The organism is Altererythrobacter ishigakiensis, from assembly GCF_001663155.1.
GTDB classification, from domain to species: Bacteria; Pseudomonadota; Alphaproteobacteria; order Sphingomonadales; family Sphingomonadaceae; genus Erythrobacter; species Erythrobacter ishigakiensis.
In genome coordinates, this window is sequence record NZ_CP015963.1 from 1,351,859 (window position 1) to 1,377,308 (window position 25,450).

Annotated in this window: 14 protein-coding genes; 10 read left to right on the forward strand and 4 right to left on the reverse strand. The window is 55.9% G+C overall.

Features of this window, described 5'->3' with window-relative positions:
* Positions 1 to 3 precede the first annotated feature (3 nt).
* Positions 4 to 882: a Flp pilus assembly protein CpaB gene (cpaB, locus tag A6F69_RS06395; protein ID WP_067598823.1), complete on the reverse strand. Its 879-nt coding sequence runs from the start codon at positions 880 to 882 to the stop codon at positions 4 to 6.
* Between the two features lie 135 nt (positions 883 to 1,017).
* A complete protein-coding gene (locus A6F69_RS13270) occupies positions 1,018 to 1,377 on the reverse strand; it encodes a Flp family type IVb pilin (RefSeq protein ID WP_342669846.1) in 360 nt (119 codons plus the stop codon).
* 890 nt (positions 1,378 to 2,267) lie between these two features.
* On the opposite strand from A6F69_RS13270, the gene A6F69_RS06410 reads away from it, so the two are divergent.
* The 6 genes from A6F69_RS06410 (at position 2,268) to A6F69_RS06435 (ending at position 19,177) form a co-directional block, all read left to right on the forward strand.
* Complete coding sequence (locus A6F69_RS06410) at positions 2,268 to 12,536, forward strand: beta strand repeat-containing protein (protein ID WP_067598829.1); 10,269 nt, start codon at positions 2,268 to 2,270, stop codon at positions 12,534 to 12,536.
* A gap of 25 nt (positions 12,537 to 12,561) precedes the next feature.
* On the forward strand, positions 12,562 to 13,275 hold the full coding sequence (locus A6F69_RS06415; protein WP_083984719.1) for an OmpA family protein: 714 nt from the start codon (positions 12,562 to 12,564) through the stop codon (positions 13,273 to 13,275).
* Between the two features lie 11 nt (positions 13,276 to 13,286).
* A complete protein-coding gene (locus tag A6F69_RS06420; RefSeq protein ID WP_067598835.1) occupies positions 13,287 to 14,690 on the forward strand; it encodes a TolC family protein in 1,404 nt (467 codons plus the stop codon).
* Positions 14,691 to 14,802: 112 nt separating this feature from the next.
* Positions 14,803 to 16,866 carry a type I secretion system permease/ATPase gene (locus tag A6F69_RS06425; protein ID WP_245638198.1) on the forward strand — a complete coding sequence of 688 codons (2,064 nt, stop codon included), beginning with the start codon at positions 14,803 to 14,805 and terminating at the stop codon, positions 16,864 to 16,866.
* Positions 16,867 to 16,889: 23 nt separating this feature from the next.
* Positions 16,890 to 17,912, forward strand: coding sequence for a cell wall hydrolase (locus A6F69_RS06430; RefSeq protein WP_067598838.1), 1,023 nt, complete (start codon positions 16,890 to 16,892; stop codon positions 17,910 to 17,912).
* Positions 17,909 to 19,177 (forward strand): HlyD family type I secretion periplasmic adaptor subunit, encoded by a 1,269-nt coding sequence (locus tag A6F69_RS06435; protein WP_067598841.1) that lies wholly within the window; start codon positions 17,909 to 17,911, stop codon positions 19,175 to 19,177. The genes A6F69_RS06430 and A6F69_RS06435 overlap by 4 nt, the downstream gene beginning before the upstream one ends.
* Before the next feature lie 31 nt (positions 19,178 to 19,208).
* Here the strand turns inward: A6F69_RS06435 and A6F69_RS06440 are convergent, their stop codons facing one another.
* On the reverse strand, positions 19,209 to 20,171 hold the full coding sequence (locus tag A6F69_RS06440) for a transglutaminase-like cysteine peptidase (RefSeq protein WP_083984721.1): 963 nt from the start codon (positions 20,169 to 20,171) through the stop codon (positions 19,209 to 19,211).
* Positions 20,172 to 20,360: 189 nt separating this feature from the next.
* Positions 20,361 to 20,579, reverse strand: coding sequence for a hypothetical protein (locus tag A6F69_RS06445; protein ID WP_067598844.1), 219 nt, complete (start codon positions 20,577 to 20,579; stop codon positions 20,361 to 20,363).
* 172 nt (positions 20,580 to 20,751) lie between these two features.
* On the opposite strand from A6F69_RS06445, the gene rpsL reads away from it, so the two are divergent.
* The 4 genes from rpsL to tuf all read left to right on the forward strand — a co-directional run bounded on the left by rpsL (position 20,752) and on the right by tuf (position 25,171).
* Positions 20,752 to 21,123: a 30S ribosomal protein S12 gene (gene rpsL, locus A6F69_RS06450; RefSeq protein ID WP_007164630.1), complete on the forward strand. Its 372-nt coding sequence runs from the start codon at positions 20,752 to 20,754 to the stop codon at positions 21,121 to 21,123.
* A gap of 139 nt (positions 21,124 to 21,262) precedes the next feature.
* A complete protein-coding gene (gene rpsG / locus A6F69_RS06455) occupies positions 21,263 to 21,733 on the forward strand; it encodes a 30S ribosomal protein S7 (protein ID WP_067598848.1) in 471 nt (156 codons plus the stop codon).
* 40 nt (positions 21,734 to 21,773) lie between these two features.
* Complete coding sequence (fusA, locus tag A6F69_RS06460; protein WP_067598850.1) at positions 21,774 to 23,906, forward strand: elongation factor G; 2,133 nt, start codon at positions 21,774 to 21,776, stop codon at positions 23,904 to 23,906.
* An 89-nt stretch (positions 23,907 to 23,995) separates the two neighbouring features.
* Positions 23,996 to 25,171, forward strand: a complete 1,176-nt coding sequence (gene tuf, locus A6F69_RS06465; protein ID WP_067598853.1) for an elongation factor Tu — start codon at positions 23,996 to 23,998, stop codon at positions 25,169 to 25,171.
* Positions 25,172 to 25,450 lie beyond the last annotated feature (279 nt).

The following is a 25,450-nucleotide window of genomic DNA, read 5'->3' on the forward strand; positions in this document are numbered from 1 at the left end:
GGCTCAGTTCCCCCCCTTGCGCTTAACTTCATAGGTCTGTGATTCAGTGCCGCGCACAATCGCCATAGTCGGCCCGGTTGGGCGACGTGGAGCAGCTGTGCCACCACTTGTCGCTGCCTGTTGGCCGCGCTCACGCTCTGGAATGTAGAGTCCGGCTGCGCCCAGATCGTTGCGAGTTACTACTCGGGTTCCGCCGACGTCCTGGTTTTCGACATTGCGCAGAACAAGGCTGAGTGAACCGACCTGACGGGCCAGCGTCAGCTTCTGTGCGCCGACAATATCGGTCTGAACGGTTGCGGTCTGGCCGACTTGCGGCTCGGTCGCGTTTTCATTAGCGGTCTGGTTGATTGCCAACACGTAGACATTTTCAAGGACGACATTTGTCATTTGGTCCTGACTGTCTGCTCCATCACCAGGGATCTGACGGGTCAGCAGAACGTCCACTACGTCTCCGGGACGTATAAAGCCTGCCACACCCGATACCTGGTTGACCGGAATAGTAACCGCGCGCAGCTCTTCAGGAATAATGGCGGAAAGGGTTGCTCGCCCTCCTTCGCCGCTGACTTTGGATTGCAGGATTGGTTCGCCGATTACGATCGGGCGAAGTGCCACGCGACCATCGCGGGTCGCTTCCTCGACCGATGTAAACGCGCCTTGCGGCACGGAATTCGCTGGCCAGTTGGCCATGCGGATGTTGGTGGTTGCCAAGGGTGTGCCGAACTGGAAGTCTTGCGAGGCAACGACGATGCGCGCCATGCGATTTTCTTCCGCTTCGCGGGCTTGCTGTTGGTCAACTCCCGAAAAATAGGAATTTGCGAAATAGACCGCGATCAAGCCGAGAAAAACGGCCAAACCGATGATCAGGAGATTACGCCCCCTCATATTTACCCCCAATGCCCAATCCGGGCGATCCAAACAAACCCCATATCGCTGAAGGACGTATCCCCCTCAGAAGTTAATTTTCCTGCGGTACCATCTGGTACCGCAGGAAAACCTAAAGGCAAAAAACGTGACGTTTTAAGCTGAGCAACCACTGGTGTTGCCAGCCGAGCAAGTGTTAACCTGCGTGGTAGCATTGCCGATCGACGAACTGATTGCCTGGCCCAGAGCGAAAGCAGCAAACGCGATACCAGCGCCAACAACAGCAAGGATCAGAGCGTATTCAGCAGCTGAAGCACCTGATTCATCACGAATAAAAGTTTTTACAAAGGTCATTTCATTTACCCCAATTAATGCACCAAAACTCGGAAGAGTGAGCATCGGTACTGTCCAAATCATGGCATCTGACTTTTTTGTCAGCTTACCCGTGCCGAGGGGGTAAATGCGATCGGAACCAGCGCGACCCGTTATCTTATTGACCGGCTCGCGCCGGATCATCACGCTTTGGCTCCCCTCGGAACGCCAATAATGATCTTCAGTTAACCCCCATTGGTCAACGAAACTGACCTAACAATAAATTAAGTCCAAAAATCAGTTTGTTAAACGCGAAATTCGGTAAGAAACTCGGTTAACATGAAGGCATTGTGATGCAAGCGAGTCCCCGAATCAATTAAAAAGCGACCAAAAGTCGCGAAATAGCTAAACAACTGATTCTTTGTCGTGTTTTTACAATTCGCGCGTTAACATATGCAAACGCCAGACATGTAAGTGGGGAATTTGCAACGCCTGTGCTTGACAAGTCTGCCTCTTGTTTAGGCCAATGCTTCAACTGCCAGTGCAAAGATCGCTGGGCACTATATACAGCGAGAACGCCATTTATTCGGTTGATCGCTCATCCGGGGCGGTGACGCGATTGATTGTGGTATCCACTAACAGCGCCACCATTATACGCGACAATTTGGCCGCCAGGCAGCTGTTGATTGCCCGCTGGAGCGGCTTTGGCAAAATCTGTCGGCCTTCGCTTTACAGCCCGATTTAGCCGTGAATCTGTAACTTTGCCTAACGAACTGTACCACATTCGGACAGGGCGCTCCTGGCATTGGTTAACATGAGATTTTTTAGTGATTTCGGGCGGATCGCCGCGAACAAAATATGGTTACCGGCCTTGCAACCAATGCGATTCACTGTTCTGATCTAACTAACAAAAAGCCCAGATTCCGAGTCGCGCACAGGCGCATCGGACTTCGACAAGGGCAGAATTTCGGGCCGCAAGACATGATGTATCTGCTTTGCAGGTGATCCCGAACCGGGAGATCTGCAAAGGCCAGTTTTGTCATGACTTGCTAACGGGGATGGATGGTCTGTCCCGCATAAAGAGGTCTATAAAGATGGTTGATTTCGAAGGCGGAAAACGCGGGGGTTTCGAACTGGAAAATGGCGTTGAGGACAGCCTCAACCCAGGCTCGAATTCACTTCAGGAAACCACGGCAAGTGGCTCAAACGGAACAAGAGTTCTGGCAGCGGATGCAAATGGCGTCGTTGTACTTCCTGAAGGTGTTTCGCTTGACGATATCACCGTCGTCGGGCGCGATCTGGTCATCAATCTGGCCGACGGTTCGCAGATCGTCATTCCTGATGGCGCGATCATTGTTCCTCAGCTTGTTATTGACGGCGTAGCGGTTCCGCCACTCAACCTCGCTGCGCTTTTGAACGATGCTGAAATCAATCCTGAGGCCGAGCCGACACAGGTTCCCAGCTCGGGCGGTAACTTCGCTGGTGATGTAGGCCCCATCCAGGACGCTTTCGACCTTGGCGACCTGCTGCCCTATACCGACCTTGCTCGCGTGGTAGAGGAAGAAGAGGAAGTCCTTCCCGATATCGTTAACCGCGAACCGGACGTAGTCATCGAAACGCCTGACAACCCGGTTGGTGTTGAGAATGCGATTGCAACCGTCGCAGAGCGTGGCTTGCCCGAACGTGGCAGCGAACCGGAAGGTACAGCGTCGGAAACCGATGCCGAAACCACTTCGGGAACGATTGTCTTCAACGCGCCTGATGGGCTTTCTGCTATCCTTATCAATGGCGTTGAAATTTCTTCCGTTGGACAGGTATTCAGTTCTCCGTTCGGTGATCTAACGATCACCTCAATCGATCTCGCCAATGGTGAGATCGGCTTCAGCTACACTTTGGCCGACAACCTCGTGGGTGAAACTGTCGATGGTTTCTTTGAGGCCACTGTAATCGATAGAGACGGCGATACTGCGAATGCAAGCCTCAGTATTATCGTTGAAGACGACAGCCCGATCGCAGCCGATGACATCGGCATTGTTCCGGCCGGCACGCATGATCCGATCACGGGCAATGTACTCGATAATGATGAATCGGGTGCAGATGATTACTCGCTCGACGGTGCAGTATCTGGATTTACCAATGCAACTGGTTCGGCGGACGCCGGTGAAACGCTGCAAGGCGAATACGGCACGCTGACGCTAAATGCTGATGGCAGCTATACCTATACGCGTGATGTCAATACGCCAGGCGGTGTCGAAGAAAGCTTCGATTATACTATCGTCGATCAGGATGGCAGCACGTCAACGGCTACGTTGACCATCACAATTGAAGACGCTCCCGATACAATTCAGATCCCAGATGTTGGTGATGGCACGATCGTTAACGAGGGTGGTCTTCCTCCACGCGGCGAAGAACCGGTTGGCTCAGGTGAAGGCGCCGACGGAGATCCTGACGATAATTCGGACACCAGCGAGACGACCGGCTCGACAATCACATTCAATTCGCCTGACGGCGTAGACAGCATCACAATCAACGGTGTTGAGGTTAACCTCGACAATGATGCCGGAAACGATGCTGATGACCAGGTCATCATCGACGACGCAACTGGCACGCTCGTGATTACTTCGGTCACCTATGATCCGGTCACCGGCGACGGTACTATCGTCTACGAATACACATTAGGCGACAATACTAATGGTGATGACACCTCGGTCTCGTTCGACGTTGTTGTAACTGACCTTGATGGTGACGAAGCTGAAGACACGCTCACTATCACTATCATCGACGATGTTCCGACAGCTGCTGATGATGCTGCACAGAGTGTAGCTGAAGATGCGGTTGGCACTATTGGTGCGAATGTACTGGCGAATGACACGCAGGGTGCTGATGGCGCTACAGTGACATCGTTTACTGTTGGTGGTGTTGAGACGGCTGTTCCGCAGGACGGTACGGATGCGTCTTACAGCAATGCCAATGGCACTTACACGATGGATATGGACGGGAACTGGACCTTTGATCCTAACCTGAACCTTGACCAGTCTGGCGGCGATATTGACGCTTCGTTCGATTATACGATCACCGATGGTGATGGCGATGAGAGCAGCGCGACGCAGCCGATCAGCATTGAAGACGGCCAGGACCCTGTAGCTGGTCCTCCGATCAGCCTGACGGTTGATGATGAGAACCTGGCTAATGGTTCTAACCCGAACCCTGCAGCTCTGACCGATGGCGATGACATCGTGTTCACTGCTGGCTCGGATGACATTGCTTCGATCGTGTTCGGCGATGTGTCTGGTCTGGGCGGTGGTCTGACCTGGGTACGTGTTGATGACGACACGATCACTGGTTCGGATGGCGGCGACCTTATTGTGACGCTGCAGTTGACCCGCACAGGCGACACGGCAACGGTAGAGGCGACCCTGTCGGATAACTACGACAGTCACCCGACCTTTACCGCTGACGATCTGCAGGCTCTGGGCAGCGTAGATGTTATTGCAACCGACATCGATGGCGACACCGCCACTTCGAGCGTTGCAGTCTCTGTCTCTGACGATGTTCCGACAGCTGCTGATGATGCTGACAGCGTAGGCGAAGGCGAAACCGCTGATGGCAACGTCGTCACAGGTTCGGGCGGAAGTGACGCCAACGCAACCGACGGTGTGGCAGATGCCTCAGGTGCTGACGGCTACGCAGCGAGCGGAGCAGTCGTCGATGCTGATTTTGTCAGCGGCAACCAGGGAATTACATTTACGAGCAAGGATGTAGCACCTGACGGCACAATTACTCTCGTCACTTCGGCCGGCACTCTGACCCTGGATTCAGACGGTTCTTATACCTTTGATTCTGCGTCAGATTCGATCAATGGCGATGCGGAGATTGTATTCAGCTATACGATTGAAGATGTTGACGGCGACCAAGCGGTGGCAAACCTGACAATCGATATCGACAATGTCGGCGGCGAAGTGAGCGACAACGATGTTGACGTAAACGAAGCAGGGCTGCCGTTTGGCAGCGACCCGACGTCGGATAGCGAAATTGATTCAGATGGTCAGATCACTGTTACCGGCGCGTCAGGCACACTCGTTTATTCGCTTACTGGCCTGAATTCTGACGGCGATGGCTTCTTTGGAACGCTTGTCCTCGATGCAAACACTGGCGCTTATACATATACGCTGGATACCGAGTTTGATCACGATCCGGTTCAGGGCACTAATGTTGAGAATGCCGCGGAGAGCTTCACCTACGAGGTCCGCGACACCAACGGTAACCTGATCGGCACCGGCACAATCAACGTCAACATTACCGATGATATTCCAAGCATAGAGCTGGATTTCAGCGGAAATGGCGGCGCAACGCTGCTGACACAGGATGCCGAAACCGAAGGCGCGGCTTTTGATACTGCAACCGGTCAGTTTGCCGGCGCATTTGCGATCACAAGCCAGGTTTACGGTGCAGACGGTCCGGGAAGTGTCGACACAACCTATGATCTGACGCTGCTCGCTGCGGCGGGCACGGACACCGGCCTCAACAGCAACGGCGCGGACATCTTCGTCTATGAGCTGGCCGACGGCACAATTGTGGGCTCGACATCGAATGTTGCACCGGCTTCTGTCGACGCAACTGTCGTGTTCTCTCTCACAGTTGATACGAACACTGGCGCAGTTACACTGACTCAGTTTGACGAGATCGATCATCCGATTGCGGACGATCCAAGCGCAACCGAAGCTCCGTTTGAAGATCAGATTGCCGCTTTGGCGGACGATCTGGTTGGTCTGACAGCTACAGCAGACATCGAAGATTTCGATGGCGACACTGACAGCTCGAGCGAAACGCTGGATCTGGGCGGTCTCGTCCAGTTTGCTGACGACGGTCCGGTGGTATCGATTGATGACCAGTTCTCCGAACCGCAGCTTGAAGTCGATGAGACTGACTTTGCGACAGATGACAGCGGTTCCTTCGCTGGCGCGTTCAGCACGGACTTTGGTGCAGATGGCGATGGCGGCGTGGTGTACACGCTAGCAACTGCCGGGGGCGCATCAGGCCTGGTTGACACTCTGACTGATCAGCCAGTGACGCTAAGCCTCAACGGTTCGGTTGTTGAAGGCCGCAATACCGATGGAGATCTGGTCTTCACCGTCTCGGTCGATGCATCGACCGGTGAGGTGACGCTGAATCAGCTTCGTGCGGTCGTTCACGCTGACACCAATGATGATGACGACGCGACCGGCCTGACAGGTTCTGACCTGATCACGCTGACAGCGACGGCAACCGATGGTGACGGCGACACTGACTCTGAAACCATTGATCTGACTGATAATCTGTCGTTCCGCGACGATGGTCCGTCTGTAACGCCGACAGGTGCAGATCTGCCAACCGGTCTGGTTACCGATGACAGTGATACGCCAAACGATACAGCTGGCCCGGTAGACTTCTCTGGCCTGTTCAATGTCGACTTCGGCAATGACAGCTTCAAGGACGCCGACGACAACGATGTCGAGGATGCCGATGCGGTTGCGTACTCGCTTTCGATCACTGGCGGTAATGGCACCGACAGCGGTCTGGTAGATACCCTGACCGGCGATGCGATCCTGTTGCGCATGGTGGGCACCGACACGATCGAAGGCTACCTTGAAAACTCGACAACTACGGTCGCTTTCACGATCACGGTTGACGCCGATAATGGTGGTGTAAGCCTGGAACAGGATCGTGCGGTTCAGCATGATGATCCGGCCGATCCGGTTGAGTCTGGAGCTTCGGCTGCAGTAATGACCGGCAGCCTCATCAATCTGACTGCTGAAGTGACCGATGGTGATCTAGACAGCGATGACGCGACCGTCGACATCACCGCTGCGTTCGCATTCGAGGATGATGGTCCGACGATTGATGTGACGAAGGGTGATGATGCTGGTGTGGTTCTGGAGACGCAGGATGCCGAAACAGAAGGCGTTCTGACGGATACGGACAGCTCTTCAGCCAACTTTGGCGGTGTTTTCGGCCTCACGTCTGACGGCGGTGCTGATGGTGCGGTTTCACCGGTTCTGAGCTATGCTCTGGCGGTTACAAACAGCACATCTGAGCTGACTAGCGGCGGTGATGCGATTAACCTGTTCCTGGTTGGCGGGGTTGTTGTCGGTTCGACCGCAGCTGATGCGGGCTCGATCAATGATGGTAACACGATCTTTGATATCTCGGTTGCTGCCGATGGTACGGTTACACTTAACCAGTACCAACAGATCGATCATACGAACACCGATCCAAGCCCGACAGAAACGCCGTTTGAAGATCATGTCATCGCGCTTGTCGATGGCAAAGTAACGCTGACTGCCAGCTCGACGATCACCGACGGTGACGGCGATCAGGCGACCGACAGCGAAACCATTGATCTGGGCGGAAACATCCGTTTTGCCGATGATGGGCCGTCTGTTTCTGCTTCGAATAATGACAATGACAGCGTTGTTGCAGTCACTTCTGACGCGGATATTACCGATAGCGATACGCTCGAGCTTTCAAGCTTGTTGGGCTACACCCCCGATTATGGGGCTGACGGCCAAGGCGGAGCGGACTCTGTCGCCTACGGTCTTGACGTAGTCAGTGGTACTGACAGCGGCCTGACTTCAGGCGGAAACGCTGTCTATCTCTATAAGGTCGGTGACGACGTAATCGGATCGACACAGACTCCGGGCGGCGGCGATATTGATGGTACAAACATCGTCTTTATCATGGATCTAGATACAGCGACCGGCACTATCACTGTTACCCAGTATATGGTGCTCGATCACACTGACGATGGTTCGTCTACCGATACTCAGTTGGTTCTCGATGACAATTTGATCGACGGCACAATTAGCGTCACGATCACAGACGCTGATGGCGATACGGCCACAACGACCGAGACAGCCGACCTTGGTGGTAACATTGCGTTCAACGACGATGCTCCTGCTGCGCAGGATGCTGACATCACGCTCAATGTTGACGAAGACGAGCTTACAGATGGCATTACCGATAATGACGGCGTCAACACGACCGACAGCGGATCTCTTGCGAGCCTGTTTGACACCGGCAATGATCTTCCAGGAACGTACAGCTTTGACCTGTCCAACTTTATCGATCCCAACTGGACTTCTGGTGGAGAAACGATTGAGTGGACAACTGCTTTTGATGGCAGCTTGTTGATCGGTTATGTCGGTGATCCGGACACTGGGCGTGTCATTGCGGTAGCTATCGATAACACCGAAACTGGTGAATTCTCGGTCCAAATCTTCGAACAGATCGATCATCTGCCGAACAATCCGGCTAATGATGATGATCAGACGCTGACGCTGGATCTGAGCGATATTGTTAAGTTCACCGATTTTGATGGTGATCCAGCAACAGTATCGGCTGGTTCAACGGTTGAGGTTGTTGTTGAAGACGACATCCCGACGATTGATGTGACGAAGGGTGATGATGCTGGTGTGGTTCTGGAGACGCAGGATGCCGAAACAGAAGGCGTTCTGACGGATACGGACAGCTCTTCAGCCAACTTTGGCGGTGTTTTCGGCCTCACGTCTGACGGCGGTGCTGATGGTGCGGTTTCACCGGTTCTGAGCTATGCTCTGGCGGTTACAAACAGCACATCTGAGCTGACTAGCGGCGGTGATGCGATTAACCTGTTCCTGGTTGGCGGGGTTGTTGTCGGTTCGACCGCAGCTGATGCGGGCTCGATCAATGATGGTAACACGATCTTTGATATCTCGGTTGCTGCCGATGGTACGGTTACACTTAACCAGTACCAACAGATCGATCATACGAACACCGATCCAAGCCCGACAGAAACGCCGTTTGAAGATCATGTCATCGCGCTTGTCGATGGCAAAGTAACGCTGACTGCCAGCTCGACGATCACCGACGGTGACGGCGATCAGGCGACCGACAGCGAAACCATTGATCTGGGCGGAAACATCCGTTTTGCCGATGATGGGCCAAGCATCGCAAGCGTTTCAAAAGGCTTTGGCGTCAATGTTGACGAAACTGATGCAGGAACGCCGGCCGGTTTCCCGATCAGCGACACATCTCTTGCGGCTGTGATTACCTATGTTGGCGACTTCGGGGCCGATGGTGCAGCATCTTCGGACAGTGTTGTATATACAATCGACATCGTTGGTGACGGTTCTACACCGCTTGCTACTGCCATTGGGGACTATTCTGTATCTCTGGTACAGACTGCCGCAAATGTCATCACGGGCGTCTACAATGACGGCACCGAAAAGACGGCGTTTACCGTTACGATCAATGCCGACGGCACGGTAACTCTACAGCAGAATGTTCCGCTTGAGCACTTAATCGACGGCGACAATTCTTCTGGCGAGCACAACGACACCCTCGACCTGACAGGTCTAATTAGCGCTACAGTCACATTGACTGATAGCGATGGTGACACCGCTGAACAGTCAGCTGGAATTGGCGATCAGCTGTTCTTCTCGGATGATGGCCCAACGGCTGTAGACGACACCAATTCGATCGGTGAAGATACAGCATCGGTTGGAGGAAACATCCTGACCGATGGCACTGACGACGATTTTGGCGGTGACGGACAAGGTTCTATCCAGTCAATTTCGGGCTTCGGCGGCGCAGGTTCTGTAGATGGCAACACAACCGGCGAATGGGGTACGCTTACTCTTAACGCCGATGGTAGCTATACGTACAACCTGAACACTGCTGCAGTGCAGTTCCTCGATGTGGGCGAAACTGAAACAGACACCTTCACCTACACTATCGTCGACTCGGATGGTGACACCTCCGAAGCGACGCTTGTGATCACCATAGATGGGGCGAATGATCTCCCAGTGGTTGGCACCGACGCTGTGGCAGTCTCGGACGAAGGTTTGTCTGCCGGTAACGCCGATACTGTTGGTAACCCAACCGACACTACCAATTCAGCGACTGCAACTGGTTCATTCAGCGTGTCTGACGCAGACGCATCTGATACGAGCTTTAACTATCTTATTGGTATTCCAACTGACCCATTGAGTTCAGGTGGAGAAGCGATCACTTGGGACAATACAACTCCGAACACGCTGATCGGTTCGACGACCGCAGGCGAGGTTATTCGCATCACGATTACGGATGATCCGGCAAATGGCGAAGCGGACTATACGGTTTTGCTGTCCAAACCGATTGATCATTCGGATACCGCGAGCGAGGACATAACAACTCTTACTTTGGATGTTGTGGTTGCTGATGGCACCGCCGGCACGAACAAGGTGGATGCGATCACGGTGACAATCGAAGACGATAGTCCGGTCAATTTCACGCCGGTCGACTTAACCGACACCACGGGAGCGCTGCCCACGCAGGACGATGCTTTGGTAAACAGCGGATCGGCAACTGCTACGCGGCTTATCAATGACCCAGACAACGATGGAATTGGAACCGACTTCATTGGAGCGGATGGGTTTGGTACGCTGACCTTTGTTGGCGGCATGGATGGTGTGACAACGCTTCAGACGACGGGCGGCGATCCGATTACAGCAGGTGGCGATATCATCTATCTGTTCGGTTTCGGTACAGGCACGCTGACGGCGAGCACTGATCAAACCAATACCGACGCCAGTGCACAAGTGTTCACTGTAACGTTGAATACGGGCACCGGAGCCGGTGACGATGCGACTTACACGATCGACTTTGATCGCCCGCTCGACGATGGCTCTGGCTTTGTTTTCGATGACTTCTCATCTGCGCCAGCTGGTCAAAACGATTGGGTTGGGTTGGATTCAGATCTCAACGATATCGACGTTGACAACAATGACAGCGAAGACCTTCTGATCACACCAACCAATGGCACGGTGAACACTAGTGCGACTGACATTGGTAACGCCAACCAGTGGATCGATAATGGCGAAGGCCTAAGGCTTGATTTCGTTGTCGATGTACGTCGTGCGCCTGGTCAGGACGAGAAAGATGTCGACGGCTTTGATTTTGACCGACACTATGACGTTGACAATGCGTCGTTCACAGTCATGCAAGTCGGTGGCGGTGGTACCGATGCTCGAGTAACTATAACTTTGTTCGATGACACTGCTACATTACCGAATGGCTTGGCCGCCCTTCCTGTGGCCGTCGATGCTTCCTCGATCGTCGTGAAGGACTCAGGAGGAAACGTCCTCATTCTTGGCGCTGACTATGACGTGGTGGCTAACGTCAACGGTACTGTTACGGTAACGGGCCTTGAAGTTGGCGATCAGGTGAGCTTCGGCGCAGTCGGTGGAGCATTCTTCAACGGAGTATCATATTTCAATGGCGGAGGAGGCGACCGCTTCGCTCTCGGCGTTTTTGGTAGTGAGTCCGCATTGTCTGGAAACGATCTGACATTCGACTTTGATGTTCAGGCGACCGATGGCGATGGCGACACGTCAACTGGAACGATTGACATCACCGTGACACCAGACGACGGATCAGCTTCGCTGAGTCTTTCAGACAGCGGCAGCGGTGGCGCTTCGCTTCAATCTTTCAGCACCGAAACCAATCTATTGGATGATGGAACTAGTGGTTCCGGGAACGGCAAGGGCAATGGCAACGGCGGATCGAAGGATTTCTTCGATGGAGGAACATGGGGTGTCGGCACTTTCAGCTCATCTAACGATAGCTTGAATGACCAGCTTGGCATGCGCAGCTTCACCACTTCGATGACCGCGACGGCAGCCTTTGGCGCGATGATGGTTAATTCTGGTGAAATGACCAGCTTCTTCGGTAATGCTTCGGTAAGTTCTTCGGATGCTTACACATTTGCCGGAATGTCGAGCTTTGAAATGGTGTCGATGGACAGCCTGGGCAACTTTGAAAGCGCCGCTTCCATGGAATGGGCGTCAAACATCGAAACGCCTGTTTCGGTAAACTCGAATGGTAAATTTGGAAACCATGATACGTTTACCTTTGACGGCATGACTGACCTTGCAGACTTCGGCGCCAATGGCATCGAAGCGGGCGGCTTCAGCGAATTCCTGGCCGATGGCCCGGCGTTCGATGCGGCTCCGTCAATGATGGGCATGATGGACGCAAGCGGTTCGATGATGGAGGCGCTGATGGCGCTGACTCCACAGGCAGGCGGCGAAACGCAGCTTGCCGAGATGGCAGGCCTCGACACCGGGGCGCATGTTCCAGAGCTGGCAGCCATCATGGATGACATCATGGCCGAGCATGCCATTGACGGCCTGCTTGACCAAATTGCAGGCCCGGCGAACGAAATCGTTGGTATGGATGGCGAAATTGGTTATCTTGGCAACGACGCTTTGGCGGCAATGATTGATACGGGCGCGTTTGCCTTTGACGGCAACGCTATGGCTGACATGACCGAAGAGGCAGCAGCTTTGGCAACTATGAGTGCTTAATCCGATCCTGATCAGGGGGAATACTATGCGGTTGACTAGGGTGATGGCGACAGGAGCTTCCTTGGTGGTGGCTATGGCCACGCACCAGGCGGCCATGGCGCAAAGCAGCGATGCTGACACGCTAATGGCAATGGATCGTGACACGCTTCGCGGTGAACTCACGATGCGGTTTGACGAGGCGCTGGCCGCCACGAAGAACCCGGCGATCATCAATGCCGATGATGCGCGCCATGTCTGGGCTAACGAAGCGAAGGCGCAGTGCGGGATCGCGCTCGGCTATCTGAAATCGAAGACAAAGGATCCGGTTTCGATCGGCAAATGCGCGCGTGCGTATGAGCTGATGAAGTTGGTGCCGCAGCCGCCGGCTCCTCCTCCGCCGCCGCCACCTCCACCGCCGCCGCCGGTTTGCGAAAACCCGGCACTGGTGTTCTTCGAATGGGATAACCCGGTTCCGCCGGCTCTCGAAGCGCAGCAGGTGGTAGATTTTGTCGCGGCTAACTACGAGATTTGTAACTGGGGCGATCTGACCGTCGTCGGCCACGCCGACAAGTCCGGCGGCAATGATTACAACCTTCGCCTGTCAGAAGCTCGCGCAAACAACTTTGCCGACATGCTGCGTCCGGCGGTGCCGAGTGCGAACGTAACCGTTGAATTCCGTGGCGAAGAAGAGCCGCGCGTACCGACAGAAGACGGTGTGCGTGAGCTGCAGAACCGCCGTGTTGAAATAATCGTCCGATAAGGGAGGGCAAAATGAAGAAGACACTTACAGGCTTCGCTGCTGCCGCCCTGCTGGCCACGGCATCGCCGGCGGTCATGGCGCAACAAACCAGCGACGGTAACTATTCGCTTCAGGAAGCGATTGAAGCTGCGATCATGTCCAATCCTGAGATCATGCAGGCGCAGTACAATACAGAGGCGATCCAGTTCGAACGCGAACAGGCCCAGTCGCTGTATTATCCGACTGTAGATATCGAAGCTTCGGCTGGTATCCGCCGTCTGGAAAACAACACGCGCCGAAATCTGGGCATTGCCGATAACGAGCTTTATCCGGTGGAAGCACAGGGTATCGTTGACTGGACTGCGTTCGATTTCGGTCGCCGCCGCGGTGAAGTCCTGCGTCAGGCTGCACGCGTGGATGGTGCATCGCTGCGTGTTGTTGAACGGTCAGAGTTCATCGCTTTGCAGGTCACACGCCAGTATCTCGATATGCTGCTTCAGCAGCGCATCGTGGCTGCGAGTGAAGATAACCGCGCCTTTCACCAGGCTCTGGTGAATGATCTTGCTCAAGGGGTTGAGCAGGAATCGATTTCTGTTGCCGATCTGCAGCAGGCTGAGGAGCGCTTGCAGTCCGCTATTGTACGCGAAGAAGAGGCCAAAGAGTCTTTCGCGGTCGCACAAAACTCGCTTCGCCGTCTGGCAGGCCTGACTGTCTACAATGGCACCTTGCCAGCCGACATGTCATCGTCATTGCCCAGCTCGCGTGAGCAGGCGATCGGTATGGCGCGCACTGACAATCCGCTGGTGCGTGAAGCACAGGCAGATGTTGATGCCGCGCATGGCCTGATCATGAGCGCCAAGGGTGAATACTACCCGACGATCGGCGTCGATTTCCGTGGCCGAATCGGTGACGATATCGACGGCTTCTCAGGCGAAACAAATGATCTGCAGGCGCGCGTATATATGCGCTGGAATCTTGCTGATGGCGGCCTGAAACGGGCACGTTATCAAGAGATGGTCCACCGTGCATCGCAGGCGCGCTACGCCCTGCATGAGCGGACCCGCCAGGCAGAAGAAGATGCCGCCAATGCGTGGACTGCGCTGGAAGCACAGCAGAATATCGGCCGGGCACTGGCTCGCCAGTCGGAAGTTACCGATGATCTGTTGCTGAGCTATCGCAGCCAGTTTGACGTAGGTCGTCGTTCGCTTCTGGACGTGCTTGATGCGCAGAACACGCGGTATAATACGCAAGTTCGTTTGGAAACTTCACGATTTTCTCAACTTTTTGCGCAATACCAGGTTCTGGCGGCTACAAACCGTCTCCTGAGCTCGATGAATATCGCGCCAGGGGCTGGTGCGGGCAAGAACGAGCGTGATCGGTTTGAGTATGGTCCTTCGAAGGACGCGGAAACCGAATATCGCCGTTACGCCAACTGAGTTTGGTTGAAACAAATGCGAGGTTTTCGTGCTGCAGAACAGGAACCAGGACGCCCTGCAGGCGCGTGACCCGCTGATTCAATGCATTGGGGAATTGGCCCGCCGCTATGGCGTGGCCTTTTCCCCTTTGCTTTTTGACTCGCTGGCACGTGATGCAACGGGCCGTCTGCCTTTCCATCAGGTGGAAGCCGCGGTGGAGCTCGCCGGGCTCGACTTTGACCGCGAAGATTTCAAGAAACTACCGATCCGCGACGGTGTGTACCCTGCGCTCGTCACGATGCAGGATGGCAGCGTTGCAGTTGTACAGGAAGCGCGCGAAGGCGAATTGCTGCTTTGGACGCCGGGTGATGGTGAAGCCAGATGGTTAGCGCGGGACGAGGTTCAGGCTGAGTACGCGGGACAATTCCTGAGCGTTTATGGTGACCCTGACAGTTTGCGTGAACAAGAGGCGCCCTGGCACAAGAAGGCACGTCATCATTGGTTCTGGGGTGAACTGCGCAAGGAACGCAAGGCGTTTCGGGCGGTCCTGGTCGCGTCGCTGATCATCAACTTGCTGGCGCTGGCGCTGCCGTTGTTCTCGATGAATGTTTACGACCGCGTCATTCCAAACCGTGCGGTCAGCACGCTATGGGTGCTTGGCGTTGGTGTTTTGCTGGCCTTTGCGATGGAATTTGCGCTGCGCACTGCGCGAACCAATGTGATCGACGAGATTGGCCGCAGGCTGGATATCAAGCTTTCTCAAAAACTGTTCGGGCGGGTCATGGGGCTGCCCCTGGCTGCCCGGCAAGGCAGCACCGGAGCGTTGGCGTCACGCGTGAGCGAGTATGCCACTGTGCGCGATTTCTTTGCATCGACCACCATCGTGCTGATCGTCGACATGACATTCCTTGTGCTGTTCGTTGGCGTGATAGCCTATATCGCTGGATGGCTCGCGCTGGTTCCGATTGTCGCCATGGCACTGATGGCGACTGCGGGCTTCTTCCTGCAGAGAAAGGTGAGCGATGCCGCGCGCGATGCGCAGTCCGATCACGGGTTGCAGCAGACTTTGCTGGTGGAATCGGTCGCGGGTATGGAAACGCTCAAATCCATGACCGGCGAGCGGGCGATGATGGGGCGCTGGTACAATCTGGCGGACATCGGCAGCCATTCACAGCAACGGTTAAAGAAGATCAATTCGGTTGCGGTCGGCCTTGCCCAGACATTTCAGCAGGTCAGTTCAATCTCCTTGATCGTAGGCGGATACTACCTGTTTGACGCCGGCATCATCACCATGGGTGCGATCATCGCGATCGTGATGCTTTCCTCGCGCTCACTGGCACCAGCGGGCCAGATTGCCTTTCTGCTAACCCGAGCCCGTCAGGCGCGTGAGACACTGGAGTCGCTCGATAACCTGTTCGAGGTGCCCGATGAGCGTAAGCAAGGCGCATCGATGCAGCCTGCCACAGTGCGAAATGCCACTCTCAAGCTGGAAGATGTGCGATTCGCCTATCCGGAAGCGCCGGTTGCCGCGCTTGACGGGATTAACCTTACAATCAATCCCGGTGAAAGGATTTGCCTTATCGGGCGTGTCGCATCGGGAAAGTCGACTCTCGGAAGGTTAATTTGCGGACTTTATCAGCCAACTGAAGGCGCTTTCTTGGTAAATGGCGTCGACTCGCGCCAGTTCCGCCCGCAAGATCTGCGTTCTCAATTCCGCTTTGTTGGGCAGGACGCGACTTTGTTTACCGGTTCGATCAAGGACAATCTCGCTCTCGGCGCGCCCGAGGTGGATGACGAACGCCTGTTCGAAGCCATGCGGATGAGCGGCGCAGATGAATTCCTGGCCCGTGACGACAGCGGATATGACCGTGCCGTTGGCGAACAGGGGCGCCGTCTTTCCGGTGGTCAACGCAGTTTTCTGGCACTGGCGCGTGCCTTTGTAACGCCCAGCGAGCTGCTGTTCTTTGACGAGCCGACAGGTGCCATGGATTCGCAGACTGAGCGACAGTTTGTCGACCGGGTGAAAAAATCACTTAAACCGGGCCAGACACTGCTGATTTCCACGCATCGCCCTGCATTGTTCGAATTGTGCGAGCGGATCATTGTTCTCGACAAGGGCCGCGTCGTTGCTGATGGCAGCAAGGAAGAGATCCTCAAACGCGCTGCAGGGCAGGGCGGCATGGGTCAATCCACATGAGCAATAGACTTGCCTCTTGGGCCATGGCCTGGCGTGATAGCGGCGGCGCAACACCTAGCAGGATCGCCATTGCGGGCGGATTTGCGGCCGTAGTTGGCGTGGGGCTGGCGTTTGTCATTGGCAATCCCAATCCGGATCGCGCAGAGGCTGCCGTTACGATCCGCGCCAGCGAAGTCGCGGCGCTTCAAAAAATCGACAAGGGAGAGCAGGCAGAGCTTTTGCTTGAAGGCGACACGGCGCAGGCCCGCAATGCCCTGATCCCTGAGAGCGCGCTTCCGCTGGCTCGCGCCGCTAGCTTTAGCGAGATCGCAAAAGGCAGCCCGCAATATGCCAGCGCGCTTAAATGCATGACACAGGCGGTGTATTATGAAGCCGCCAATGAACCGGTGCAGGGCAAACGCGCCGTTGCTCAGGTCGTGATCAACCGGATGAAGCATCCGGCCTATCCCGGATCGGTCTGTGGCGTGGTATACGAAGGTGTTTACCAGCCCGTTTGCCAATTCAGTTTTACTTGCGACGGTGCACTGACCCGTCAGCCGCTTTCGCGCCAATGGCGGGAAAGCGAAGCAGTGGCGAAGGCAATGCTGGCTGGCGAGACTGAACCTTCGGTCGGCACAGCCACGCATTACCACGCGGACTATGTAGTCCCGCGCTGGGCATATACGCTGGCGAAGATTGAGCAGATCGGCACGCATATTTTCTATCGTTTCCCTGGCAGCGCAGGAAGCTCCGGTGCGTTCACCCGTAGGTGGGCTGGCCGCGAAAGTGTGCCCGCAATCGATTGGGACCGTATGCGCGGGTTATTGGCGGCAGATGTCGAGCCGGAACCTGAATTCGTCCCGGGACTCACCGTGACGCCGCATGTGACAGATCGCCATGCTCCCAATGATGTAGGCGGACGTATTGACACCACGAAGGCGTGGCGTCCCTCGATCCCCGATCCGGTCAATATCGGGGGCTCTTACGAAGATGCTGTTGTTCAGCAGGGCGAAACCACCGTTCCGGCAGAGATTGCTGTGGTTAGCAATGAAGAGGCAAGCCGTTGAAAAAATGGTTTGAAATCGTTTCCGAATGGGATCCCAATCGTAAGCTGATTGCAGCTTGCGCATTGACGCTGTTCGTCCTGATCGGCTGGTCGGCTGTCGCGCAAACCGAAGAGGTTACGCGCGGGTTGGGCAAAGTCATTCCGTCATCCAAGGCTCAATTGGTGCAACCGGCAGAACCTGCCGTGGTCGAGGAAATTCTGGTTCGGGCAGGGCAGAGCGTGAAGCAGGGCCAGCTGTTGGTGCGGCTTGATGATGACATTGCAGATTCCGAGCTCAGCCGGTTGCAGACGGAAAATGAGCGTCTGGCCGCCCGCGCGAACCGCCTTGAGGGCGAAGCGACAGGGTCCGAAATTGGCTGCGAAGAAGGTTCGTTGTGCGCGCAGGAACGGCGTTTGCAGGAAGTTCGCTTGGCAACGGCGCGCAGCCGCGAACAGTCGCTGGCTTCAGCAGTCGAGCAGCGTCGACGCGATCTGGCGGAAGCACAATCAACCGTTTCTACTCTCGAAAGCAGCGTTCGGCTGGCACAGGATCAGGTTGATATGCTGCGCCCGCTGGCAGCACAGGGGATCGTGCCGCGCACCGAATTGCTGACGGCAGAACGCGATCTGGTCGACACGCAGGGCCGCTTGTCGGCCGCACGTCAGTCTGCCGGCCGTGCGCGCGCTGCGATCAGCCAAGCGCAGGCAGATCTAAGTGCCGCGCGCAATGAATTCCGTCAGCAAGCGCTTAACGAACAATCGGAAATCAATACGCGCATTGCTGTGAATGAAGAGACTATTCGCGGGGCCGAAGCGCGTCGTAATCGCAATGAGCTGCGCTCTCCGGCAGACGGTATCGTCAACAATGTGCAGATCACCACGGTCGGCGGCTTTGTCGGTGCAGGCGAAGAGATAATGCAGATCGTGCCGGTAGGTGAAAAACTGCTGGTCGAAGCGCGTATCGACCCGAAGGACATCGCCTTTATTGCGGTCGGCGACCCGGCCAATGTGAAGATCACCGCGTATGACTTTGCGACTTATGGCGGGTTGGCCGGTGAGGTGCTGCAGGTGAGCGCGGACAGTGTCTATGATGAAGTCGAGCGCGAAACCTATTACACCGTATTGATTGAAACCAATCGCTCATACCTGGAGCGCGGCGGGCAGCGTCTGCCAATCGTTCCGGGCATGATCGGCGATGTTGAGATCATCACAGGGTCTAAGAGCGTGCTGAGCTATCTGATGAAGCCAGTCACCCGCGCGCTGAACGAAGCGATGACCGAGAGATAGTTCCGCGCAGGCGCGGCGGCGCCCAGGAAACTCAATTCATTACGAAACGAACAACCGGGCGCTGCTCAACCGCGGCTCCGTGCAGGAAACGCTCATTCGCGGCAAAGCTCATGACCGGGCGATAACCATAGCTGAGGCCGGCAGGCGCGATCCGATCGCTGGCCATGTCCAGCATGACCCATTCTGCCCCCGACTTCACCAAAAGTACCGCATGATCGGTGCGTGCAATGGTATCCCGCGCCAGCGTCAGCATCATGTCCTCACGGTCGATCCCGGCCGCGGCCAGCATCTGCATCTTGAGGATCGCATAGTCCTCGCAATCGCCAGCACGGCTGCGCAGCGTAGCGCGCGCATCGGCCCAATAGTCGCTTGAGCCAAATTGCGCGCGGTCATCACGATAGGTGATGTTGCGATTGACCCAGCTGTTCACTTCGGACAGCAGCTGAGCGTGTCCATCCGGAGTACGGCCAATCGCGCGGCGCAGATCGCGGCGCGAAAGCTTACGGTCAGAAACCCGGTCCCACGATGCGTCAAAGCGGGTGCGCCCGATGCGAACACGCTCTGTACCCAGGAACCGGCCAGTCGTGCGGACAACCTGCGGCATCACCGCAAAGCTTCCCGATTGACGCGCCCCAATCGCTTCACACGCACGCGCATTGGCGGGCGTGATCGCCTGCGCAGGCTGCGCGGCGGTAACAGCTGTAACAGTGGCGGCCGGCACGCTTTCACCGCGTTGCGCCATCTTCATACGTTCCAGCGCGCTCATCTGCCCGCCCAGAATCGCGGCAGACTTGGTCGCCTGCGCGGTCAGCGGCGCGCGATAGGCTGGCGCTGAAACCGGCGCGCACGCGGTTTGGGAAATGCCCACCGCTGCCAGCGGCATTGCGCTGGGCACAGTAACAGACAGCGGCGCAGACGCAGCGGCCGGCAAAGCGGCAACCCCGGCCAGCAACCCGCCTGTCAGCTTGGCGGCGCAAAGAGCATTCCTGTACATGAGGCCCGTTTTGACGCGGACCTCTGACCATTAGGTTCCAAGACAAGGTTACCAAAGCGTTTGTAAAGTTTGCCGCGCGGTAAACGCGCCGCTGCCCTGTCCCGCCAATCCCGCGGCCCCTGTGGGTTAACGCCGATGTGGCGAGGCGCGCCAATTGTGGTGAAAATGTAGTCAGCGGTGGCCGGATACCTATCCGTGGAAAGCGTCCGCGCCCTCATGCTGGCCCGCATCCATTTCGATCAGCCAGCGCGGCTCTGGCGGGCGACCTTCGCTAAGCGCGCTTTGCCAGCAACGCATACCCTTGACCATCATCTCCTCCCCCGCTAAAGGCGCGCAGTCTCTCGGCGGGTCTGACTCGTCGGCACACGAATTATTGAGCTGAACATTGGCGGGCTCGCTGCTCATCATTGAGTGACAACCGGCAAAGTAATCCGGCGGCTTTGGCCAAAGGGTGGAGCGTTTTCAGTCTCGTGGCATTTCTCGCGGCTCGCTAAAACAGCGGCGTACGCACTCAGCCACGGCACTGCATTCCCTTCATTCCGCAGGTTGGAAACGCCACACGAATGGCAAAGGGAATTTTATGCCAACGATCAACCAGCTGGTCCGCAAGGGCCGCACTCCGCAGAAGGCCAAGTCAAAGGTCCCTGCGATGGAGCAGAACCCGCAGAAGCGCGGTGTTTGCACGCGCGTCTACACTACGACGCCGAAAAAGCCGAACTCGGCACTGCGCAAGGTTGCCAAGGTGCGCCTTACCAACCAGCGTGAAGTCATCAGCTACATCCCGGGCGAAGGTCACAACCTGCAAGAGCACAGTGTTGTCCTGATCCGTGGTGGCCGTGTGCGCGACCTTCCCGGTGTGCGTTACCACGTGCTGCGCGGCGTGCTCGACACGCAGGGTGTGAAGGACCGCAAGCAGAGCCGTTCGAAGTACGGCGCTAAGCGTCCGAAGTAAGGATTAGGCGCGGCGACGGTCTTCTCCTCCGCCCTTCTGCCCATACGGATATAATTCCGGGTGGAAGGGCGGGGGAGAGGGCCGGTGCCGCAAGGGGCGGGCGGATGCCTGACCCGCACTCCAAAGGAGTTAAACGAAAATGTCACGTCGTCGTAGACCCGAAAAGCGGGTTATCCTGCCCGATCCCAAGTTTGGTGATCAGGTTCTGTCGAAGTTCATGAACAACCTGATGCTGGACGGTAAGAAGTCCACGGCTGAGCGGATTGTTTATGGTGCGCTGGACACAGTCGAAGCTAAGGCTAAGGCTGATCCGGTTCAGCTGTTCCACGAAGCTTTGAACAACGTAAAGCCGCAGGTTGAAGTGCGCAGCCGCCGTGTTGGTGGTGCGACTTATCAGGTGCCGGTTGAAGTTCGTCCCGAGCGTGCTCAGGCACTCGCGATCCGCTGGCTGATCGGTGCGGCTCGCGGCCGTCCGGAAACCACCATGGCGGCCCGCCTGTCGGGTGAGCTGATGGATGCTGCGAATAACCGCGGCAATGCTGTCAAGAAACGTGAAGATACGCACCGTATGGCTGACGCCAACCGCGCGTTCTCGCATTACCGCTGGTAACCTTAACTGGAGGGGCTGAGCCTCTCATGGAGATTTGAAAATGGCACGCGAGTATCCGCTAGAGCGTTACCGCAATATCGGCATCATGGCTCACATCGATGCTGGTAAAACCACGACTACCGAGCGTATCCTTTACTACACCGGCAAGTCCTACAAGATCGGCGAAGTGCACGATGGTGCAGCGACGATGGACTGGATGGAGCAGGAGCAGGAGCGCGGCATCACGATTACGTCTGCTGCGACGACCACTTTCTGGACCGCGGAAGATCCTACAATGGATCCGCGTTCGGCCCCGGAAGATTTGCGCGCAAATATGCCAAAGCATCGCATCAACATCATCGACACTCCCGGCCACGTTGACTTCACAATTGAAGTTGAACGTTCGCTCCGCGTCCTCGATGGTGCAGTCGCTGTGTTTGACGGTGTTGCAGGTGTTGAGCCGCAATCCGAGACCGTTTGGCGCCAGGCCGACAAGTACGGCGTACCCAGAATGTGCTTCATTAATAAGTTGGATCGCACCGGTGCGGACTTCTATTATTGTGTGCAGTCGATCGTTGATCGCCTTGGTGCGACGCCACTGGTGCTTTACCTCCCGATCGGTGCGGAAAGCGACCTGCAGGGCGTAGTCGACCTGGTGAACATGCGCGGCATCGTGTGGCAGAACGAAGATCTGGGCGCGAAGTATGAGTTCGTCGAGATTCCTGCTGATCTGGCTGATAAGGCAGCAGAGTACCGCGAAAAGCTCGTTGAAACTGCTGTTGAGCAAGACGACGATGTGATGGAAGCATACCTTGAAGGCAATGAGCCTGACGCGGCAACGCTGAAGCGCCTTATCCGCAAAGGCACGATGGAGCGTGCATTCGTTCCAGTTCTGTGTGGATCTGCGTTTAAGAACAAAGGCGTTCAGCCGCTGCTCGACGCGGTTGTTGACTACATGCCGTCGCCGCTCGACGTTCCAGCGATTAAGGGCGTTCTGCCTGATAGCGAAACCGAAGAGACACGTCCGTCATCAGACGACGAGCCGTTCTCTGCGCTTGCCTTCAAGATCATGAACGACCCGTTCGTGGGTTCGCTTACCTTTACCCGCATCTATTCGGGTCAGCTTCGCAAGGGTTCTGTCCTGAACTCCGTGAAGGACAAGAAGGAAAAAATCGGTCGTATGCTGCTGATGCACTCCAATAATCGTGAGGACATCGAAGAAGCATTCGCGGGCGACATCGTGGCTATCGCAGGCCTGAAGGAAACCACGACTGGTGATACGCTGTGCGATCCATCGAAGCCGATCATTCTCGAGCGGATGGAATTCCCAGACCCGGTTATCGAGCTTTCAGTCGAGCCGAAGACGAAGGCTGACCAGGAGAAGATGGGCGTTGCGCTCAATCGTCTGGCGGCTGAAGATCCATCATTCCGCGTATCGACTGATCACGAAAGCGGTCAGACGATCATCAAGGGAATGGGCGAGCTTCACCTCGACATCCTCGTTGACCGCATGAAGCGCGAATTCAAGGTGGAGGCTAACGTGGGTGCGCCGCAGGTGGCCTATCGTGAATCGCTCGCTCGCGAAGTCGAAGTGACTTACACCCACAAGAAACAGTCGGGTGGTTCAGGTCAGTTCGGTGAAGCCAAGGTTGTCGTCACTCCGGGTGAGCGCGGCCAGGGCATCATCTTCGAGGACGAGATCAAGGGCGGTAACATTCCGCGTGAATACATCCCGTCTGTTGAGAAGGGTATGCGCGAACAGGCTGAAAGTGGTTACCTGGTCGGCTTCCCGATCATCGACTTCACCATCCGCCTGATCGACGGCAAATACCACGACGTTGACTCAAGCACTGTGGCGTTTGAGATCACTGGCCGTGGCGCAATGCGCGAAGCGGCTGAACGTGGCGGCATCAAGCTGCTTGAGCCGATCATGAAGGTTGAAGTGGTAACGCCGGAAGATTACCTCGGTGACGTAATCGGCGACTTGAATAGCCGCCGTGGGCAGATCCAGGGCACAGACAGCCGCGGCAATGCCCAGGCAGTCGAAGCTTTCGTACCGCTTGCCAACATGTTCGGTTACGTCAACGAGTTGCGTTCGTTCACTCAGGGCCGTGCCCAGTACACGATGCAGTTCAGCCACTATGACGAAGTGCCGGCAAACGTTGCACAGGAAGTCAAGGAGAAGCTTGCGTAAGCGAGCGACACAGTCTAGGGGCGGCGCCTGATTCAGCGGGTGCCGTCCTCTCCCGCAGAGATTCAATTCAAACAGAGGTTTTTTGACAAATGGCTAAAGAAAAGTTTGAGCGTAATAAGCCGCACGTCAACGTTGGCACTATCGGTCACGTTGACCACGGCAAGACCACGCTGACTGCAGCGATCACCAAGGTTCTGGGTTCTGCTGTCGATTTCGCAAACATCGACAAGGCTCCTGAAGAGCGTGAGCGCGGCATCACCATCTCGACCGCACACGTTGAGTATGAAACCGACAACCGTCACTATGCACACGTCGACTGCCCGGGCCACGCTGACTATGTTAAGAACATGATCACCGGCGCGGCGCAGATGGACGGCGCGATCCTGGTCGTGAACGCAGCTGACGGCCCGATGCCACAGACTCGTGAGCACATCCTGCTTGCTCGTCAGGTCGGCGTTCCTGCCCTGGTTGTATACATGAACAAGGTTGACCAGGTTGACGATGAGGAAATCCTCGAGCTCGTTGAACTGGAAGTACGCGAACTGCTGAGCGAGTACGGCTTTGACGGTGACGAAATCCCCATCGTCAAGGGTTCGGCTCTGGCTGCTCTTGAAGGCCGCGATCCTGAAATCGGTGAAAACTCGATTAAGGAACTGATGGACGCTGTCGACAGCTACATCCCTCAGCCTGACCGCCCGGTCGACAAAGACTTCCTCATGCCGATCGAAGACGTGTTCTCGATTTCGGGTCGTGGTACGGTTGTTACCGGCCGTGTTGAAACCGGCGTTGTAAACGTTGGTGACGAAGTTGAAATCGTTGGCATCAAGGACACCGCCAAGACTACCGTTACCGGTGTTGAAATGTTCCGCAAGCTGCTTGATCGCGGTGAAGCTGGTGACAACATTGGCGCGCTGATCCGCGGTGTTGGCCGTGATGAAGTTGAGCGTGGCCAGGTTCTGGCAAAGCCGGGTTCTGTAACCCCGCACACCGAGTTCTCTGCAGAAGTTTACGTTCTGTCGAAGGACGAAGGTGGCCGTCACACGCCATTCTTCGCAAACTACCGTCCGCAGTTCTACTTCCGTACGACTGACGTGACTGGCGAAGTGATCCTGCCTGAAGGTACCGAAATGGTAATGCCGGGCGACAACGTAACTATCGACGTCAAGCTGATCGCTCCGATCGCTATGGACGAAGGTCTGCGTTTCGCGATCCGCGAAGGCGGCCGTACAGTTGGTTCGGGCGTTGTAGCCAAGATCACAAAGTAAGACCTACAGGTCACTAATTCGGGGCCCGGATCGCAATCGCGAGCCGGGCCCCAATTTATGGAAGACTTGTTTTACCGCCAATGGGGGTTAAGAGGTCTTACTGGCGAACGTATTTTTCAGGCTTTCGGGGTTGCCAGACTCCTACGCTCTCGATATACGCGCGCCAACTTCAACGGAGATTCGTTTCCGTTGTAACGAAATTCATGAGGTCGCCTGCGGAAGGGAACAGAAGCAGGGCTGGCCTTTTTTGTTTTGAGAGGCGGAAACGTCTCTTTGGCT

Bases quoted from the DNA above. Each gene is read 5' to 3' on its own strand.
- fusA (WP_067598850.1), top strand. From the start codon at position 21,774: ATGGCACGCGAGTATCCGCTAGAGCGTTACCGCAATATCGGCATCATG.
- A6F69_RS06445 (WP_067598844.1), bottom strand. From the start codon at position 20,579: ATGATGAGCAGCGAGCCCGCCAATGTTCAGCTCAATAATTCGTGTGCC.
- rpsL (WP_007164630.1), top strand. From the start codon at position 20,752: ATGCCAACGATCAACCAGCTGGTCCGCAAGGGCCGCACTCCGCAGAAG.
- tuf (WP_067598853.1), top strand. From the start codon at position 23,996: ATGGCTAAAGAAAAGTTTGAGCGTAATAAGCCGCACGTCAACGTTGGC.
- A6F69_RS06420 (WP_067598835.1), top strand. From the start codon at position 13,287: ATGAAGAAGACACTTACAGGCTTCGCTGCTGCCGCCCTGCTGGCCACG.
- A6F69_RS06430 (WP_067598838.1), top strand. From the start codon at position 16,890: ATGGCCTGGCGTGATAGCGGCGGCGCAACACCTAGCAGGATCGCCATT.
- cpaB (WP_067598823.1), bottom strand. From the start codon at position 882: ATGAGGGGGCGTAATCTCCTGATCATCGGTTTGGCCGTTTTTCTCGGC.
- A6F69_RS06440 (WP_083984721.1), bottom strand. From the start codon at position 20,171: ATGTACAGGAATGCTCTTTGCGCCGCCAAGCTGACAGGCGGGTTGCTG.
- A6F69_RS13270 (WP_342669846.1), bottom strand. From the start codon at position 1,377: ATGATCCGGCGCGAGCCGGTCAATAAGATAACGGGTCGCGCTGGTTCC.
- rpsG (WP_067598848.1), top strand. From the start codon at position 21,263: ATGTCACGTCGTCGTAGACCCGAAAAGCGGGTTATCCTGCCCGATCCC.
- A6F69_RS06415 (WP_083984719.1), top strand. From the start codon at position 12,562: ATGCGGTTGACTAGGGTGATGGCGACAGGAGCTTCCTTGGTGGTGGCT.
- A6F69_RS06410 (WP_067598829.1), top strand. From the start codon at position 2,268: ATGGTTGATTTCGAAGGCGGAAAACGCGGGGGTTTCGAACTGGAAAAT.